Annotated in this window: 16 protein-coding genes and 5 tRNA genes; 16 read left to right on the top strand and 5 right to left on the bottom strand. The window is 67.8% G+C overall.

What is annotated here, in order from left to right:
- Positions 1-49 precede the first annotated feature (49 nt).
- Positions 50-1,120 (top strand): NADH:flavin oxidoreductase/NADH oxidase, encoded by a 1,071-nt coding sequence (locus tag ALSL_RS09920; RefSeq protein ID WP_425478979.1) that lies wholly within the window; start codon positions 50-52, stop codon positions 1,118-1,120.
- A 111-nt stretch (positions 1,121-1,231) separates the two neighbouring features.
- Complete coding sequence (locus tag ALSL_RS09915; protein WP_126538748.1) at positions 1,232-1,534, top strand: Mpo1-like protein; 303 nt, start codon at positions 1,232-1,234, stop codon at positions 1,532-1,534.
- 23 nt (positions 1,535-1,557) lie between these two features.
- Here the strand turns inward: ALSL_RS09915 and ALSL_RS09910 are convergent, their stop codons facing one another.
- Positions 1,558-1,947: a cytochrome C gene (locus ALSL_RS09910; protein WP_126538746.1), complete on the bottom strand. Its 390-nt coding sequence runs from the start codon at positions 1,945-1,947 to the stop codon at positions 1,558-1,560.
- 134 nt (positions 1,948-2,081) lie between these two features.
- Here ALSL_RS09910 and truD point away from each other — a divergent pair, with 134 nt between their 5' ends.
- Positions 2,082-3,128, top strand: a complete 1,047-nt coding sequence (truD, locus tag ALSL_RS09905) for a tRNA pseudouridine(13) synthase TruD (RefSeq protein WP_126538745.1) — start codon at positions 2,082-2,084, stop codon at positions 3,126-3,128.
- Positions 3,129-3,231: 103 nt separating this feature from the next.
- On the opposite strand, the gene ALSL_RS09900 is transcribed toward truD, so the two are convergent.
- Positions 3,232-3,786, bottom strand: a complete 555-nt coding sequence (locus ALSL_RS09900; RefSeq protein WP_126538743.1) for a Smr/MutS family protein — start codon at positions 3,784-3,786, stop codon at positions 3,232-3,234.
- A 98-nt stretch (positions 3,787-3,884) separates the two neighbouring features.
- On the opposite strand from ALSL_RS09900, the gene surE reads away from it, so the two are divergent.
- The 4 genes from surE to ALSL_RS09880 are packed head-to-tail and all read left to right on the top strand — an operon-like array spanning position 3,885 to position 6,964.
- On the top strand, positions 3,885-4,664 hold the full coding sequence (gene surE / locus ALSL_RS09895) for a 5'/3'-nucleotidase SurE (RefSeq protein WP_126538741.1): 780 nt from the start codon (positions 3,885-3,887) through the stop codon (positions 4,662-4,664).
- Entirely contained in the window at positions 4,664-5,344 is a 681-nt protein-coding gene (locus ALSL_RS09890; RefSeq protein ID WP_126538739.1) for a protein-L-isoaspartate(D-aspartate) O-methyltransferase, read from the top strand. Before surE ends, ALSL_RS09890 begins: the two co-directional genes overlap by 1 nt.
- A gap of 28 nt (positions 5,345-5,372) precedes the next feature.
- A complete protein-coding gene (locus ALSL_RS09885; RefSeq protein ID WP_126538737.1) occupies positions 5,373-5,978 on the top strand; it encodes a YqaA family protein in 606 nt (201 codons plus the stop codon).
- A gap of 50 nt (positions 5,979-6,028) precedes the next feature.
- A complete protein-coding gene (locus ALSL_RS09880; protein ID WP_126538735.1) occupies positions 6,029-6,964 on the top strand; it encodes a peptidoglycan DD-metalloendopeptidase family protein in 936 nt (311 codons plus the stop codon).
- A 106-nt stretch (positions 6,965-7,070) separates the two neighbouring features.
- Here ALSL_RS09880 and ALSL_RS09875 read toward each other — a convergent pair whose 3' ends face one another.
- Entirely contained in the window at positions 7,071-7,448 is a 378-nt protein-coding gene (locus ALSL_RS09875; RefSeq protein ID WP_126538733.1) for an Mth938-like domain-containing protein, read from the bottom strand.
- A gap of 4 nt (positions 7,449-7,452) precedes the next feature.
- Positions 7,453-7,764: a ribosome assembly RNA-binding protein YhbY gene (gene yhbY, locus ALSL_RS09870; protein ID WP_425478978.1), complete on the bottom strand. Its 312-nt coding sequence runs from the start codon at positions 7,762-7,764 to the stop codon at positions 7,453-7,455.
- 63 nt (positions 7,765-7,827) lie between these two features.
- Between yhbY and rlmE the strand changes: the two genes are divergently transcribed.
- The gene (gene rlmE / locus ALSL_RS09865) at positions 7,828-8,478 is read left to right on the top strand and encodes a 23S rRNA (uridine(2552)-2'-O)-methyltransferase RlmE (RefSeq protein ID WP_126538731.1); all 651 of its coding nucleotides are present in this window, start codon (positions 7,828-7,830) and stop codon (positions 8,476-8,478) included.
- Positions 8,475-10,415, top strand: a complete 1,941-nt coding sequence (gene ftsH / locus ALSL_RS09860; RefSeq protein WP_174928840.1) for an ATP-dependent zinc metalloprotease FtsH — start codon at positions 8,475-8,477, stop codon at positions 10,413-10,415. The genes rlmE and ftsH overlap by 4 nt, the downstream gene beginning before the upstream one ends.
- Before the next feature lie 18 nt (positions 10,416-10,433).
- Here the strand turns inward: ftsH and ALSL_RS09855 are convergent, their stop codons facing one another.
- The gene (locus ALSL_RS09855) at positions 10,434-11,654 is read right to left on the bottom strand and encodes an ISL3 family transposase (protein WP_198410645.1); all 1,221 of its coding nucleotides are present in this window, start codon (positions 11,652-11,654) and stop codon (positions 10,434-10,436) included.
- Positions 11,655-11,846: 192 nt separating this feature from the next.
- On the opposite strand from ALSL_RS09855, the gene ALSL_RS09850 reads away from it, so the two are divergent.
- The 7 genes from ALSL_RS09850 (at position 11,847) to lapB (ending at position 13,956) form a co-directional block, all read left to right on the top strand.
- Positions 11,847-11,923, top strand: a tRNA-Arg gene (locus ALSL_RS09850).
- Positions 11,924-12,084: 161 nt separating this feature from the next.
- Positions 12,085-12,161: transfer RNA gene (locus ALSL_RS09845), tRNA-Pro, on the top strand.
- 21 nt (positions 12,162-12,182) lie between these two features.
- Positions 12,183-12,259 (top strand) — tRNA-Arg (locus ALSL_RS09840).
- Between the two features lie 10 nt (positions 12,260-12,269).
- Positions 12,270-12,346 (top strand) — tRNA-His (locus tag ALSL_RS09835).
- A 16-nt stretch (positions 12,347-12,362) separates the two neighbouring features.
- Positions 12,363-12,438: transfer RNA gene (locus ALSL_RS09830), tRNA-Lys, on the top strand.
- A 112-nt stretch (positions 12,439-12,550) separates the two neighbouring features.
- On the top strand, positions 12,551-12,787 hold the full coding sequence (locus ALSL_RS09825) for a LapA family protein (RefSeq protein WP_425478977.1): 237 nt from the start codon (positions 12,551-12,553) through the stop codon (positions 12,785-12,787).
- Positions 12,784-13,956 carry a lipopolysaccharide assembly protein LapB gene (gene lapB, locus ALSL_RS09820; protein WP_126538729.1) on the top strand — a complete coding sequence of 391 codons (1,173 nt, stop codon included), beginning with the start codon at positions 12,784-12,786 and terminating at the stop codon, positions 13,954-13,956. The genes ALSL_RS09825 and lapB overlap by 4 nt, the downstream gene beginning before the upstream one ends.
- Positions 13,957-13,967 lie beyond the last annotated feature (11 nt).

Raw genomic sequence — 13,967 nt, 5'->3', positions numbered from 1 at the left:
CATCTAGCCGGGGCTTTCGCGTCGATCGACATCCTCTTCGATAAGGAGCTTGCCCGTGTTGTTCACTCCCTTTCAGCAGCGCAGCGTGGTCCTGCGCAACCGCATCGCGATCTCCCCGATGTGCCAGTACTCGGCCGAGGAAGGCGTGCCCGGCCCGTGGCATCTCGTGCATCTGGGCAGCCGTGCCGTGGGCGGCGCCGCCCTGGTCATCGCCGAGGCCACGGCCGTTTCCCCGGAGGGGCGCATCTCGCCCTGGGATACCGGACTCTGGAACGAGACTCAGCTGCAGGCCTGGCAGGCGATCACCCGCTTCGTGCGTGCGCAAGGGGCCGTGGCGGGCATCCAGCTGGCGCATGCCGGCCGCAAGGCGAGCACGCAGCGGCCCTGGGACGGCGGCGGCCCGCTGGCGGTGGAGGAGGGCGGCTGGACGGTGGTGGCACCCTCGGCATTGCCTTTCGATGCGGGCTGGCCGCAGCCGCAGGCGCTCGATGCGGCGGGCATCGCCAAGGTCGTCGCCGATTTCCGGGCGGCGGCAAGGCGCGCGCTGGAAGCGGGCTTCCAGCTGGTCGAGATCCATGCCGCGCACGGTTATCTGCTGCACCAGTTCCTCTCGCCGCTCAGCAATCAGCGCACCGACGCCTATGGCGGCAGTTTCGACAACCGCACGCGGCTGGTCCGCGAGGTGGTGAGCGCGGTACGCGAGGTGTGGCCGGCCGAACTGCCCCTGTGGATGCGCATTTCGGCCACCGACTGGGCCGAGGGCGGCTGGGACATCGAGCAGAGCGTGGCGCTGGCCGAGCAGGTCAAACCGCTCGGGGTGGATCTCATCGATACCTCCAGCGGTGGCCTGCTGGCGCAGGTCAAGATTCCGCTCGGCCCGGGTTACCAGGTGCCTTTCGCCAAGCGCATCCGGCAAGCGGCGGGCATCGCCACCGGCGCCGTGGGGCTCATCACCACCGCGCCGCAGGCGCAGGCCATCCTCGAGGCCGGGGATGCGGACGTCGTGCTGATCGGTCGCGAAAGCCTGCGCGATCCCTACTTCCCGCTGCGTGCGGCCCAGACCCTGGGCGTGACCGTCGAGGTGCCGGTGCAGTACCAGCGTGCCTGGCCGGCGCGATGAAGATCGGCCGGTCGGCGCGCACCGGCACGGCGTCGCGCCGACCAGTTGGTGTCCCATCGTGCGCGGCCGGCGTAGCATGCTCGCATCGAGCAGCCTCGAAGGTGCGTGGCCATGGCCGAATTCCGCAGCTTCCGCGAGTTTTATCCGTACTATCTGGGCGAGCATCGTCATCCAGTCTGCCGCCGCCTGCATCTGCTGGGCAGCACGCTGGTGCTGGCGGTGGTGTTGGTCGCGATCCTCACCGCCGACTGGCGCTGGTTGCTGCTCGCACCCGTGGTCGGCTACGGCTTCGCCTGGATCGGGCACTTCGTCTTCGAGAAGAACAGGCCGGCGACCTTCCGCCATCCGCTCTACAGCCTGCTCGGCGATTGGGTGATGTACTGGCAGGTGCTGACCGGCCGCCGCCGGCCTTGATCTGCAGCCGTCCAGGCGCGCGCCTAGCGGAACTGGCGGTGGCAGGTCTCGCAGGCTTGGGTCACCGGGCGCAGCGTCTTTTGCAGTGTCGGGCAGTCGGTCGGTGGGGCCTGCAGGGCATGGTCGATCGCGCCGGTGAGTTCTTCGGCGGCGTGGAAGAAGGCGGGGTCGGCGCCGGCGAAGACCGGGCCGATGTCGTCGGCGAGAACCCGCAGCTGACGCAGGTCCCGCATGGCATCGTCCGCCGGGCAACGTCGCGCCCGAAGCTGGGCATCCAGTCGCCCCTTGTGGAAGGCCATCAGCTCCATCAGGGCCGGCGGCAGCGGGTGGCGTATCCGCAGGGCATTCATGACGGCGGTCGCGGCAAGCAGCCCGAGCAGGCAACCCAACAACAGGAGCAGCAGTGTGCGCATGGGTGATCGACGAAAAGGCGGCAACGGAACACATGTTACTGGCCGGACGGCCGTGAATCGCCGCGTGCCGCGCCGGTTGGAACTTGCCGTCGGCTGCGGGCGGCGGCAGTGCGGGACTCTCGATGGAATCGCCCATGGATGAGTGGCCGCTGGCTCACGGCGCGCCGCCGCTCAAGGCGCGTCTGCGCGCGACGGATGAGGATTTCCAGGTCGAGGAAATCTTGGGTTACGCCGCCGACGGCCGCGGCGAGCATGTGCTGCTGTGGGTGGAAAAGCGCGATCTCACCACCGAGCAGCTGGCGCGCGCACTCGCCGCCTTCGCCGGCGTGCCGCCGCTGGCGGTGGGCTATGCCGGCCTCAAGGATCGCCATGCGCTGACCCGGCAGACCTTCAGCGTCCAGCTCGCCGGACGCGAGGAGCCGGACTGGGCCGGCTTTCCCGATCCCAGGGCGCGGATCCTCGCCGCCACGCGCCACGGCCGCAAACTGAAGCGCGGCGCGCTGCGCGGCAATCGCTTCGTGCTCACCCTGCGCGAGGTCGCCGGCGATCGCGGTGCCGCCGAGGCGCGCTTGCGGACGATCGCGGCGCGCGGGGTCCCCAACTATTTCGGCGAGCAGCGCTTCGGTCGTGGCGGTGGCAACGTCGAGCAGGCCCGCGCGATGTTCGCCGGCCGCCGTGTGGATCGCGACAAGCGCGCGTTCCTGTTGTCCGCGGCGCGCTCGCATCTTTTCAACGAGGTGCTCGGCGCGCGTGTGGCGCGCGAGGCCTGGGACCGTCCGCTGGAAGGCGAAATCTGGTCACTGGCCGGTTCGCGCTCGTGGTTTGGCCCGGTGCCGTTCGACGAGGTACTGGCCGGCCGCCTCGCGCAGGGCGACATCCACCCGTCCGGGCCGCTGTGGGGGCGCGGCGACACCCCGGCGCAAGGCGAGGCGGGGGCGCTGGAACGCGCCGTGGTCGCGGCGTACGAGGACTTGGCGCGCGGTCTTGCCGAGGCGCGCATGGACCAGGAACGCCGCCCCTTGCGTCAGCTGCCGAAAGACCTGCGCTGGCGTTGGCTGGCGGATGACGCGCTGGAACTGGCTTTCGAGCTGCCCGCGGGAGCCTATGCCACGGTGGTGGTGCGCGAGCTGGCAGGCACGATCGTGTCCGAGCGCCCATCCGTTGCAGGCAACGACACCTGAAAAACGCAGTGCCAAGGAACCTGATCGCGCGCCGGGACCAAAGGCTCGCGCAGGTGTCCGAGGCGGGTGATCGCCCCAGAGCTCGTCCGCCGTTCTTAAATTGTCAGCGCTTCAGCAAGACCACCACCGCGCCGGTGCCGCCCTGTGCCGGTCGCGCCGAGGCGAAGGCGATCACGTCGTCGCGCCGGCGCAGCAGGCGGTCGGTGAGTGCCTTCAGCACCGGGCCGCCGGCCTTCGAGCGCAGCCCCTTGCCGTGCACGATGCGCACGCAGCGCAGGCCGCGCCGACGCGCCTCGGCGAGAAAGGCGACGATGGTCGCCTGCGCCGCCGCCGCGTTCATGTGATGCAGATCGATGTCGTCCTGCACGCTGTATTGCCCGCGCTTGAGCGCCTTGAGCAGTTTCGGCGGATAGCCCTCGCGCAGGTAGGCCAGCTCCTCGCCGATTTCGAGCAGTGCGGGATCGAAGGCCAGGTCGAGCAGCTCACCCGGCACGGCGGCCTCGTCGGCGGCGAACATGCGCGCCGCCGGTGCCGGGCGCGGTGCCGGCGGCGGAGCGGGCGCGGACGGCAACGCACGAACCGGGCCCACCGCCTCGCGGAACAGGCGGATCTCCTCTTCGCTGGGCTCGGGGCTGGCACGCCGCTTCACGCCGGGCATGGTACATGCCGCTCGCCGTGGCGCCCGTGAAAGCGCCTCGCCGCTTCGGTTAGACTCGAAGGTTCCGCGAGGTGATGGCCGTGCCGACGAATCCAAGCATGCGTGTCCTGGTCAGCAACGACGATGGCGTGGATGCCCCCGGCATCCACATCCTGGCCGAACATCTGGGCGCGGTGGGCCGGGTGACGGTGGTGGCGCCGGACCGCGACCGCTCCGGCGCCAGCAACTCGCTCACGCTGGACGTGCCGATCCGCGCCACCCAGATGGACAACGGCTACTACCGCGTCGCCGGCACGCCGACCGACTGCGTGCATCTGGCCTTGGCCGGCCTGCTCGAGGAGGAACCCGACATCGTGGTGTCTGGCATCAACAACGCCTCCAACCTGGGCGACGACGTGATCTATTCGGGCACGGTGTCGGCGGCGATGGAGGGGCGTTTTCTGGGATTGCCGGCGATCGCCGTCTCGCTGGTCAGCCGCGATCACCAGGGCGTGCACTACGAGGCGGCCGCCCAGGCGGTGCTGCTGCTGATGCGTCGGCTGCTGGTCGACCCGCTGCCGGCCGACACCATTCTCAACGTCAACGTGCCGGACCGCCCCTGGGCCGAGATCCGCGGTTTCGAGGTCACCCGGCTGGGCAAGCGTCACCGCTCGGCGCCATGCATCGCGCAGACCGACCCGCGTGGGCGGCCGATCTGGTGGATCGGGCCGGCCGGCGGCGCCGAGGACGACGGTCCCGGCACCGATTTCGATGCCGTGCGTCGCGGTTATGTCTCGGTCACGCCGATCCACGTCGATCTGACCCGTTACCAGGCGCTGGAAAAGGTCAGCGGCTGGGTGCAGGCGATGACCCGCGCGATGGACGACGAGGCCGCCTGATGGCCAATCCGCCGTTGCCGCCGTCGGCATTCAAGGGCGAGGGCATGACCTCGCCGCGCGCCCGCGACCGGCTGGTGGCAAGGCTGAAGGAGGAGGGCATCCGCGATCCGCGGGTGCTGGAGGCCATCCGCGAGGTGCCGCGCCACCACTTCATCGACCAAGCGCTCCATGCGCGCGCCTACGAAAACACCGCGCTGCCGATCGGCCATGGCCAGACCATCTCGCAGCCCTGGGTGGTGGCGCGCATGAGCGAAGCGCTGCTCGAATTCGGCACGCCGCAGAAGGTGCTCGAGATCGGCACCGGCTCGGGTTACCAGGCGGCGATCCTGGCCCGGCTGGTGCCGCAGGTGTTCACCGTCGAGCGGATCGAGGAGCTGCTGCGCCAGGCCCGTCGTCGCTTTCGCCAGCTGGGGCTCGCCAACATCCGTTCCCGGCATGACGACGGCAAGCTGGGCTGGGCGGAGGAAGCCCCTTTCGACGCCATCATCCTCACCGCCGCGGGCGATGCCATCCCGTCGCGTCTGCTCGATCAGCTCGCGCCCGACGGCGTGCTGGTGGCGCCGGTCGGCTCGCCCAGCAGCCAGACCCTGATCCGCATCCATGGCGATGGCCAGGGCGGCTTCGAGCAGGAGGAGCTGTGTGCGGTGAGCTTCGTGCCGCTGCTCGGCGGCATCGGTTGATGCCCGCCCACCTTCAGGATATGCACTGATGCGCTTGTTCGGCAGCCTGTATGCCCGTGCCTTGGCCTGGGCGCGCCATCCCAGGGCGATCTATTACCTGTGCGGCTTGAGTTTCTTCGAGGCCTTCATCTTTCCGGTGATGCCCGAAGTGATGCTGATGCCGATGATGCTGGGGCGGCGCCAGCAGTCCTTCCGCTATGCCAACCTCAGCCTGGCGTTCTCGCTGCTCGGCTCGCTGGTGGGCTATCTGCTCGGCCATTTCGCCTACGAGGCGGTGCGGCCATTGTTCAGCCCACACATGCAGGCGACCGTCGCGACCTGGGTCGACCACCTGCGCACCGACATGCGCCAGCATTGGCCGGCGATGCTGGGCGCGCTGATGCTGGCCGCGCTGCAGCCGGTGATCCCGATGAAGTTCGTCACCTGGGCCGCCGGTATCGTCGGCGTGCCGGTGCTGCCGTTCCTGGCCTGCATGGCGGTGGGGCGGGGCAAGCGCGTATGGCTGCTGGCGCTGTTGATCCGCGTCTACGGCGAGCAGGCCGAGCGCGTCCTGCACCGGCACATCGAATGGATCGGCTGGTTCGCGTTGACGGCGCTGGCGGCGCTCGCGGCCTGGTGGCTGTGGCCCAAGTAGAGTCGACCGCGGCCATGAAATGCCTGGACCCTGCGGCTATGCTTGCCGGCATGACACCTTTGCGCCGACTCCTGTCGCTCGGGCTGTGCCTGCTCGCGCTCGCCGCCTGCGACGTGCGTCGTGGCGCCGTGGTGGTGCAGCCGCCCGCGCGGCACGGCGCCCAGGCATCGACGCCGCCGGGCGGCACCTATACGGTGGTGCGTGGCGACACCCTGTATTCGATCGCCTTCCGGCATGGCGTGGATTTCCGCCAGCTCGCCGCCTGGAACGACATCGCGCCGCCTTACGTCATCCATCCCGGCCAGGTGTTGCGGCTGGGGCCCGCGGGGGTACGCCCGGCGCCATCGTCACCGACCGCGCCAGCGCGCAGCGGTCAGGTCGTTGCCGGTGGGCTGCCGGCACCCAAGCCCATCACGCAGCAAAATCCTTCTGTGGCGAGCAGTCGAGCAACCCCGCCGCCCGTTGCAGAAGCGGCGCCAGCGGTCGCCGGCAAGGCCGGCCCGACGCCGGCTGGCGCCAGCAGTACGACGTCCGTGCCGGTGGCCGGCGTCGCGCCCGCGTCATCGCCGCCGCCCAGTACGGCCAAACCAGGCAGTGGCGCCGTCCGGACCAGCGAAGGCATCGCCTGGCGCTGGCCCGCAGACGGCCCGTTGATCAAGGGCTTCAACAGCGGCGATGCCATTCCCGGCATCGAGATCGCCGGCAAGGCCGGCGATCCGGTACGTGCGGCGGCGGATGGCGTGGTCGTCTACAGCGGCAATGGCCTGGTCGGCTATGGCGAGCTGGTGATCATCAAGCACAACGACAGTTTCCTGTCCGCCTACGGCCACAATCGCAAGCGACTGGTGCAGGAAGGCCAGCGCGTCAGCGCAGGCCAGGTGATCGCGGAACTGGGCGCGACCGGCGCATCCCGCGACGAGCTGCAATTCCAGATCCGCAAGGACGGCAATCCGGTCGATCCGCTGGCCTACCTGCCGCCACGCTGAGGCGGCCGTCGCCGCTCGGGACGGGGTCGCTGGCAGGAACGTCTGCCGCCGCGATGGGTTTGGCTTGCGGCGGCGTCGCGGCCGTCCGCAGGCGCGGCGTCTCGATTCAGCCTTCCGGCAGGATGAAGGCCGCGACTACGCGTCGACCCTCGCCGGCCAGGAGGTCATAGGTGCGGGCGGCAGCGGCGTTGTCCATCACTTCGATGCCGATGCCGCGGCGCAGGAACGCGGCCAGGAAGGCCCCCTCGGGAAAGATCTGCCGCACGCCGGTGCCGAGCAGCACGAGCTCCGGCTGCAGGGCGAGGATGGCATCGACCGCCGCCGCATCGAGCGCCTGCACCGTGGTGACCGGCCAGTCTTCCACCAGCGTGGCCGGCGAGAGCAGGAAGCTGCGGGTCAGCTCGCGCTCCACCACCGTGATGCTGCGCGCGCCGACCCGCCGCACATGGAGATACTCGCCCGGGAAATCCCTGGTCAGTTCCATGGCGTCAGCGCGGCAGGGCCAGTTTAGGCTCGTCCTCGTTGCGACGAAACAGCACCAGCATGTGTCCGATCTGCTGCACGGCTTCCGCGCCTGTGCCTTCCAGCAGCACATCGGCCTGCGCCGCGCGCTCCTCGCGATCGCCGGCCAGTTTCACCTTGACCAGCTCGTGCTGCAGCAGGGCACGATCGAGCTCGGCCAGCACGGCCGCGCTCGCGCCCTTGGCGCCGAGCAGGATCACCGGCGAGAGTTCATGGGCGAGACCGCGCAGATAGCGGCGCTGCGAGGAGGAGAGCGGCATGCGGCAATGACGGTTCATGGCGGAAGAGGGCACGCAGGGTATCATGCAGGGCCTGCCGATCCGAAAAAGCCGTCCCCACGCATGGCCCGCAGCAAGAGCAGTTCCCGCTGGCTGCGGGAACATTTCAACGATCCCTACGTCAAGAAGGCGCAGGCCGAGGGGCTGCGTTCCCGCGCCGTCTACAAGCTCGAGGAACTCATCGAGCGCGACCGTCTGCTCAAACCCGGCATGCAGGTGGTGGATCTGGGCGCCGCGCCGGGCGGTTGGTCGCAATTGGTGCGTCGCGAACTCGGCGATACCGGCCGGGTGATCGCGCTGGACGTCTTGCCCATGCCGGGCATCGCCGGGGTGGACTTCATCCAGGGCGATTTCCGCGAGGAAGCCGTGCTGCGGGCACTGGAAGAGCAGCTCGGCGGCCGGCAGGTCGATCTTGTGCTGTCGGACATGGCCCCCAATATGAGTGGCGTGGCTCTGTCGGACCAGATACGTGCCATGGAGTTGGCCGAACTGGCACTGGATTTCTGTCGGCATTGGCTGCGTCCGGGCGGCGCGTTCCTGGTCAAGCTGTTCCAGGGCGCCGGGTTCGACGACTACTTGCGCAGCTTGCGTGCGGAGTTCGCCCGCGTGACCATGCGTAAACCCAAGGCCTCCCGTGCGCGTTCGCGAGAGGTCTACGCACTCGCCCAGGGCCTGCATGGCCGGGGCGGGTTTCCTGATGAGAAGCAGGCATGAACGAAATGGCAAAGAATCTGTTGCTCTGGGTGATCATCGCGGTGGTGTTGCTCACCGTGTACCAGAGTTTCAACCCGCACGGCGGCTCGTCCGATCTGCCCTACAGCAGCTTCGTGCAGAACGTCGACAACGGCAACGTGGCCAGCGCCAGCATCAGCGCCGACAACCCCGCGACCATCACCGGCAAGCTCAAGGACGGCAGCGCGTTCCGCACCGTGGCGCCGGTGCTGGGCTTTTCCACCAACGGCGTGGTCAAGCAGATGCAGGACAAGGGCGTGGTGATCACCCAGGAGCCGCCCAGCAACGGGCTCACCCTGGTCAGCCTGCTGCTCAACTGGCTGCCGATGATCCTCATCATCGGTGCTTTCGTCTGGTTCATGCGGCAGATGCAGGCCGGCGCCGGCGGGCGCGGCGCGATGAGCTTCGGCCGCTCGCGCGCCAAGCTGCAGGGCGAGGACCAGGTCAAGGTGACTTTCAACGACGTCGCCGGCTGCGACGAGGCCAAGGAGGAGGTCGGCGAGCTGGTCGAGTTCCTGCGCGATCCGGGCAAGTTCCAGAAGCTCGGCGGCAAGATTCCCCGCGGCGTGCTGATGGTCGGGCCGCCCGGCACCGGCAAGACGCTGCTGGCCAAGGCCATCGCCGGCGAGGCCAAGGTGCCGTTCTTCTCGATCTCTGGCTCGGACTTCGTCGAGATGTTCGTCGGCGTCGGCGCCAGCCGCGTGCGCGACATGTTCGAGCAGGCCAAGAAGCATGCGCCGTGCATCATCTTCATCGACGAGATCGACGCCGTCGGTCGTCATCGCGGCGCGGGCTTGGGTGGCGGTCACGACGAGCGCGAACAGACCCTCAACCAGCTGCTGGTCGAGATGGACGGTTTCGAGGGTACCGAGGGCATCATCGTCATCGCCGCCACCAACCGCCCGGACGTGCTCGACCCGGCCTTGCTGCGTCCCGGGCGTTTCGATCGCCAGGTGGTGGTCGGATTGCCGGACGTGAAGGGGCGCGAGCAGATCCTCAAGGTGCACATGCGCAAGCTGCCGATCGCCAGCGACGTCAACGCCATGACCATCGCCCGCGGCACCCCGGGGTTCTCGGGCGCTGACCTTGCCAACCTGGTCAACGAGGCGGCGTTGTTCGCCGCGCGCGAGAATGCACGCGAGGTGCGCATGAGCCATTTCGACCGCGCGCGCGACAAGATCCTGATGGGTACCGAACGCCGCTCCATGGTGATGAGCGAGGAGGAAAAGCGGCTCACTGCCTACCACGAGGCCGGCCACGCCATCGTCGGCCGGCTGGTGCCCGAGCATGATCCGGTCTACAAGGTGACGATCATCCCGCGTGGCCGTGCGCTCGGCGTTACCCAGTTCCTGCCCGAGAACGACAAGTACAGCATGAACCGCGTCGCGATCGAGTCGCAGCTGTGCTCGCTCTATGGCGGCCGCGTGGCCGAGGCGTTGATCTTCGGCGAGGACAAGGTCACCACCGGCGCGTCCAACGACATCGAACGCGCCACCCGCATCGCGCGCAACATGGTGACCAAGTGGGGCCTGTCCGACGTGCTCGGTCCGATGGCCTACGGCGAGGAAGAGGACGAGGTGTTCCTGGGCCGCGCCGTCACCCAGCACAAGAATGTTTCCGACGAGACGGCGCGCAAGATCGACGAGGAAGTGCGCTCCATCCTCGAGCATGCCTATGCGCGCACGCGCCAGCTGCTCACCGACAATATCGACAAGCTGCATCTGATGGCCGATGCCCTGCTGCAGTATGAAACCATCGACGCGCAGCAGATCGACGAGATCATGGCCGGCCGGGTGCCGGGTCCGCCTGCCGATTGGAGCAAGACGCCGCTGACCGGCTCGTCCGTGCCGCCGCCGCCACCGTCGCGCGGCGATGCCGGCTCGGCGAAGGTCGGTGATCCGGCGCCGCAGAGTCGTTGAGCGGTTTTTCTTGGTTCTTCACCCAACTCCGGGGAAGGCCGCCCGGATCTTGAGGAAGAAGTAGGCGTCATCGCGGTAGCCGTAGGCGATGCGCTTGATGACCTTGATCTTGTTGTTGATGCCTTCGAGCAGGCCGGTATGCAGGGGCCAGCGCACCCGGCTGAGGATGCCGCGCCAGTAAGGTTTGAGGCATTGAGCGAAGTGGGTCAGGGCGGGGATACCGCTTTCCTGGGCATGGCGTAGCCACTGTTTCCAGGCTGCCCGCCACGCCCAGGCTGTCGGTGCGTTCCACAGCGCCTTGAGCTGTTCTTTCATCACGTAGGCCGTCATCAGCGGCCGGTTGGCCGCCAGCACCTCGTCCAGCCGGATGTGTTCGGCTTCCTTCAGGCGCCGAGGATTGCGCAGCAGCAGCCAGTGGGCGCGCTTGACCACTCGGCGCGCCGGCTTGTCGTGACGCAGCTGATTGGCCGCGTCCACCCGCACCCGGCCAATCACCTCGCGTCCGTACTTGGCGACCACGTGGAACAGGTCGTACACCACGCGGGCATTCGGGCAGTGCTGGCGCACTTCCAGGTCGAACGCCGTGTTCATGTCCATGGCCACGGCCTCGATGCGTGCGCAACGCGCCGGTCCGAGCCGTTCGAAGAACGGCCTGATCTCGACTCGCGAACGGCCGCGCCCCACCCACAGCACCCGCTTGCGCTCCACATCGACCACCACGGTGGCGTAGCGATGGCCCTTCTGGATCGCGAACTCGTCCATGGCGATCCGGCGCACGCCCTCCAGATCCACCGGCCCCAGATCGCGCTCCAGTGCCCGCCAGTCGATGGCCTTGGCCGTCTTCCAGTCGATGCCATGCCAACGCGCCGCGTGCAGCACCGACGTCACCGCGCACAGCCGGGCCACGCTGTCGGCCAGACGCCGCGTTACCCGCGCATGCGGATCCAGCCAGTCCAACTGTTCCAGCCGCGGCCCGCAGCCCTGGCAAGCCAGCCGAAGACGCGGCACGTGCAGCTCCACCGGCGCACCGAACACGGGCAACTCGCGAATGCGCCGCATCGTCCAGTCATGGATGGCCACGACCGCCTGCCCACAGCCCGTGCATTGCCGCTGCGCCCCCGGCGTCGGCTCCAACTCGATCACCAGCCAGCGCTGCTGCCTGCGCAGCTCATGACGCCACTTGCCAACTCGGTATCCCGTCCAGCCGCCCAGACGGGCCATACAAGCCTGCTCGGCCACGGCCGGCCCCAGTTTGTTGCCTAGAGAACAGCAAGTCTGACCCGTCGGCCGTGCGCCTCTCTCCACTCAGTTGGGAGAAGAACCTTTTTCTTGCCTCGAGGACTGCCGCAACTATTGACGTTCGCGGCACGAGCCGGAATAATTCCGCGTCTCGCCGCGGTGCAATGACGGCGAGCCAGTGTTTTGATCTGCGCGCCCGTAGCTCAGTTGGATAGAGTACCAGGCTACGAACTTGGTGGTCGGGAGTTCGAATCTCTCCGGGCGCGCCATTTTTCAAGAAGCGATGCCGTGCCAGTCCTGTGCTGGTCGGCGTCGAAGCGGGGCGGATGGAATGTCCCGGCGAGCACGACACGGATTGACTGGACGGTGTGCCTACCGTAGCATCGGCGAGCTTCGCGTCGCAGGATCAGCGCCGAAGGTTGGCAAGCTGCGGGGTATAGCTCAGTCTGGTAGAGCGCCAGCTTTGGGAGCTGGATGTCGGGGGTTCGAATCCCTCTGCCCCGACCATCAGGCGACATGCGGTTTCAAGCGCCTGTAGCTCAACCGGATAGAGCATCGGCCTTCTAAGCCGACGGTTGCAGGTTCGATTCCTGTCGGGCGCGCCAGATGGTTATGGTGGGCGTAGCTCAGTTGGTTAGAGTACCGGATTGTGATTCCGGTTGTCGTGGGTTCGAGTCCCATCGTCCACCCCAATTCAAAAACGCACTAGGGCCGTTAGCTCAGCTGGTAGAGCAGTTGACTCTTAATCAATTGGTCGTAGGTTCGAATCCTACACGGCCCACCACATCCAAAAGACCCGCGCTTGCGCGGGTCTTTTGCTTTCAGCGCGCCGCTCCCGGCCCGTGCCGGATAACCGGCTTTTCGGTAAAGTCCATGTCATGCGATGGCTCGTTCTCTTGATCTTGATACTGGCGGCGGCCGCGGGCGTAGCGGTGGGTGCCCTCAATGCCACGCTGGTCGACTACGACCTCGGTTTCGCGGTCGTCCGTTGGCCCAAGGGGGCCGTCCTGCTCGTCGCGCTGGTGATCGGCTGGTTGCTGGGCGGGCTGACCGCCTGGCTCGGCATGCGGCTGCAGCGTCGTAACCGCACGCCCAAGGATGGGCGTCGCCGCCGCGCCGCGACCTCGGCATGAACCTTCCATACCTGCTTGCCTTGCTGATCCCGGTGGCGTTCCTGGCCGGCTGGCTGGCCGCCAGGCGTGCTGCGGCCTACCGCTCGGACGTGCAGGTCAGTGCGCTGTCCTCTGATTATTTTCGTGGACTCAACTACCTGCTCAACGAGGAGCAGGACAAGGCGATCGAGGTCTTCCTGAAGCTCGCCGAATACAACCGTGACACGGTGGAGACCCATCTCGCCCTCGGCAATCTGTTCCGCCGCCGTGGCGAGGTCGATCGCGCCATCCGCGTGCACCAGCATCTGGTATCGCGGCCGGGCCTCACCGAGGAAATGAAGACGGTGGCCTTGCTCGAGCTCGGTGAGGACTACATGCGTGCCGGGCTGCTCGATCGCGCGGAGACACTGTTCTCCGATCTCGTCGCCATGAACGCGCATGCGCCCTCGGCGTTGCGCCATCTGGTCGCGATCTACCAGCACGAGCGCGACTGGCACAAGGCGATCGAACACGCGCGGCGTCTCGAGGCGATGACCGGCGAGTCGGAGGCGCAGACCATCGCCCAGTTCTATTGCGAACTGGCCGAACGCGCCCGCCAGCATGGCGCCTATGCGGAAGCGCGTGACTATCTGCGCCAGGCGTTTGCCTGTCAGGTCGATTGCGTGCGGGCCTACATGCTCACCGGGCGCCTGCATGCCGAGAACGGCGAGCACGCCGAGGCCGTGGAAGCCTATGAAAAGGCGGTGGCGGCTGATGTTGCCTTCGTGCCCGATATCCTGCCGCCGCTGCTGCACAGCTATGCGCGCTCGCAGCAGATGGAACGGGCCGAGCGTTTTCTGCGCGAGCTGCTGACCCGCTACCACGGCATTTCGCCGGTGCTGGCGCTGGTACGGCTCTACGAACGGCGCGACGGCGAGCGGGCGGCGATCGATTTCCTGACCTCGCAGCTGCGCCAGCGGCCTTCGGTACGCGGCCTGATGGCTTTGATCGACGCCACGCTCGACAAGGTCGATGGCGAGGCGCGGGAGAATTTCCTCATCCTGCGTGATCTCACCCGCAAATTGCTCGAAGGGCAGGCCATGTATCGCTGCAGCCGTTGCGGCTTCGGCGCCAAGGCGCATCACTGGCAATGCCCGAGCTGCAAGAGCTGGGGCACCATCCGGCCGATTCATGGCGTGGCCAACGAGTGAGCCATTCCAAG

It is taken from the genome of Aerosticca soli, assembly GCF_003967035.1.
In the GTDB taxonomy this organism is placed as follows: Bacteria; Pseudomonadota; Gammaproteobacteria; order Xanthomonadales; family Rhodanobacteraceae; genus Aerosticca; species Aerosticca soli.
Note: the sequence above shows the minus strand (reverse complement) of the source record. Positions and strands in the feature narration are given on the sequence as shown.

What these genes read in the sequence shown, in the direction of transcription:
- ALSL_RS09915 (WP_126538748.1), top strand. Translation starts at nt 1,232, where the DNA reads ATGGCCGAATTCCGCAGCTTCCGCGAGTTTTATCCGTACTATCTGGGC.
- ALSL_RS09910 (WP_126538746.1), bottom strand. Translation starts at nt 1,947, where the DNA reads ATGCGCACACTGCTGCTCCTGTTGTTGGGTTGCCTGCTCGGGCTGCTT.
- truD (WP_126538745.1), top strand. Translation starts at nt 2,082, where the DNA reads ATGGATGAGTGGCCGCTGGCTCACGGCGCGCCGCCGCTCAAGGCGCGT.
- ALSL_RS09900 (WP_126538743.1), bottom strand. Translation starts at nt 3,786, where the DNA reads ATGCCCGGCGTGAAGCGGCGTGCCAGCCCCGAGCCCAGCGAAGAGGAG.
- surE (WP_126538741.1), top strand. Translation starts at nt 3,885, where the DNA reads ATGCGTGTCCTGGTCAGCAACGACGATGGCGTGGATGCCCCCGGCATC.
- ALSL_RS09890 (WP_126538739.1), top strand. Translation starts at nt 4,664, where the DNA reads ATGGCCAATCCGCCGTTGCCGCCGTCGGCATTCAAGGGCGAGGGCATG.
- ALSL_RS09885 (WP_126538737.1), top strand. Translation starts at nt 5,373, where the DNA reads ATGCGCTTGTTCGGCAGCCTGTATGCCCGTGCCTTGGCCTGGGCGCGC.
- ALSL_RS09880 (WP_126538735.1), top strand. Translation starts at nt 6,029, where the DNA reads ATGACACCTTTGCGCCGACTCCTGTCGCTCGGGCTGTGCCTGCTCGCG.
- ALSL_RS09875 (WP_126538733.1), bottom strand. Translation starts at nt 7,448, where the DNA reads ATGGAACTGACCAGGGATTTCCCGGGCGAGTATCTCCATGTGCGGCGG.
- yhbY (WP_425478978.1), bottom strand. Translation starts at nt 7,764, where the DNA reads ATGAACCGTCATTGCCGCATGCCGCTCTCCTCCTCGCAGCGCCGCTAT.
- rlmE (WP_126538731.1), top strand. Translation starts at nt 7,828, where the DNA reads ATGGCCCGCAGCAAGAGCAGTTCCCGCTGGCTGCGGGAACATTTCAAC.
- ftsH (WP_174928840.1), top strand. Translation starts at nt 8,475, where the DNA reads ATGAACGAAATGGCAAAGAATCTGTTGCTCTGGGTGATCATCGCGGTG.
- lapB (WP_126538729.1), top strand. Translation starts at nt 12,784, where the DNA reads ATGAACCTTCCATACCTGCTTGCCTTGCTGATCCCGGTGGCGTTCCTG.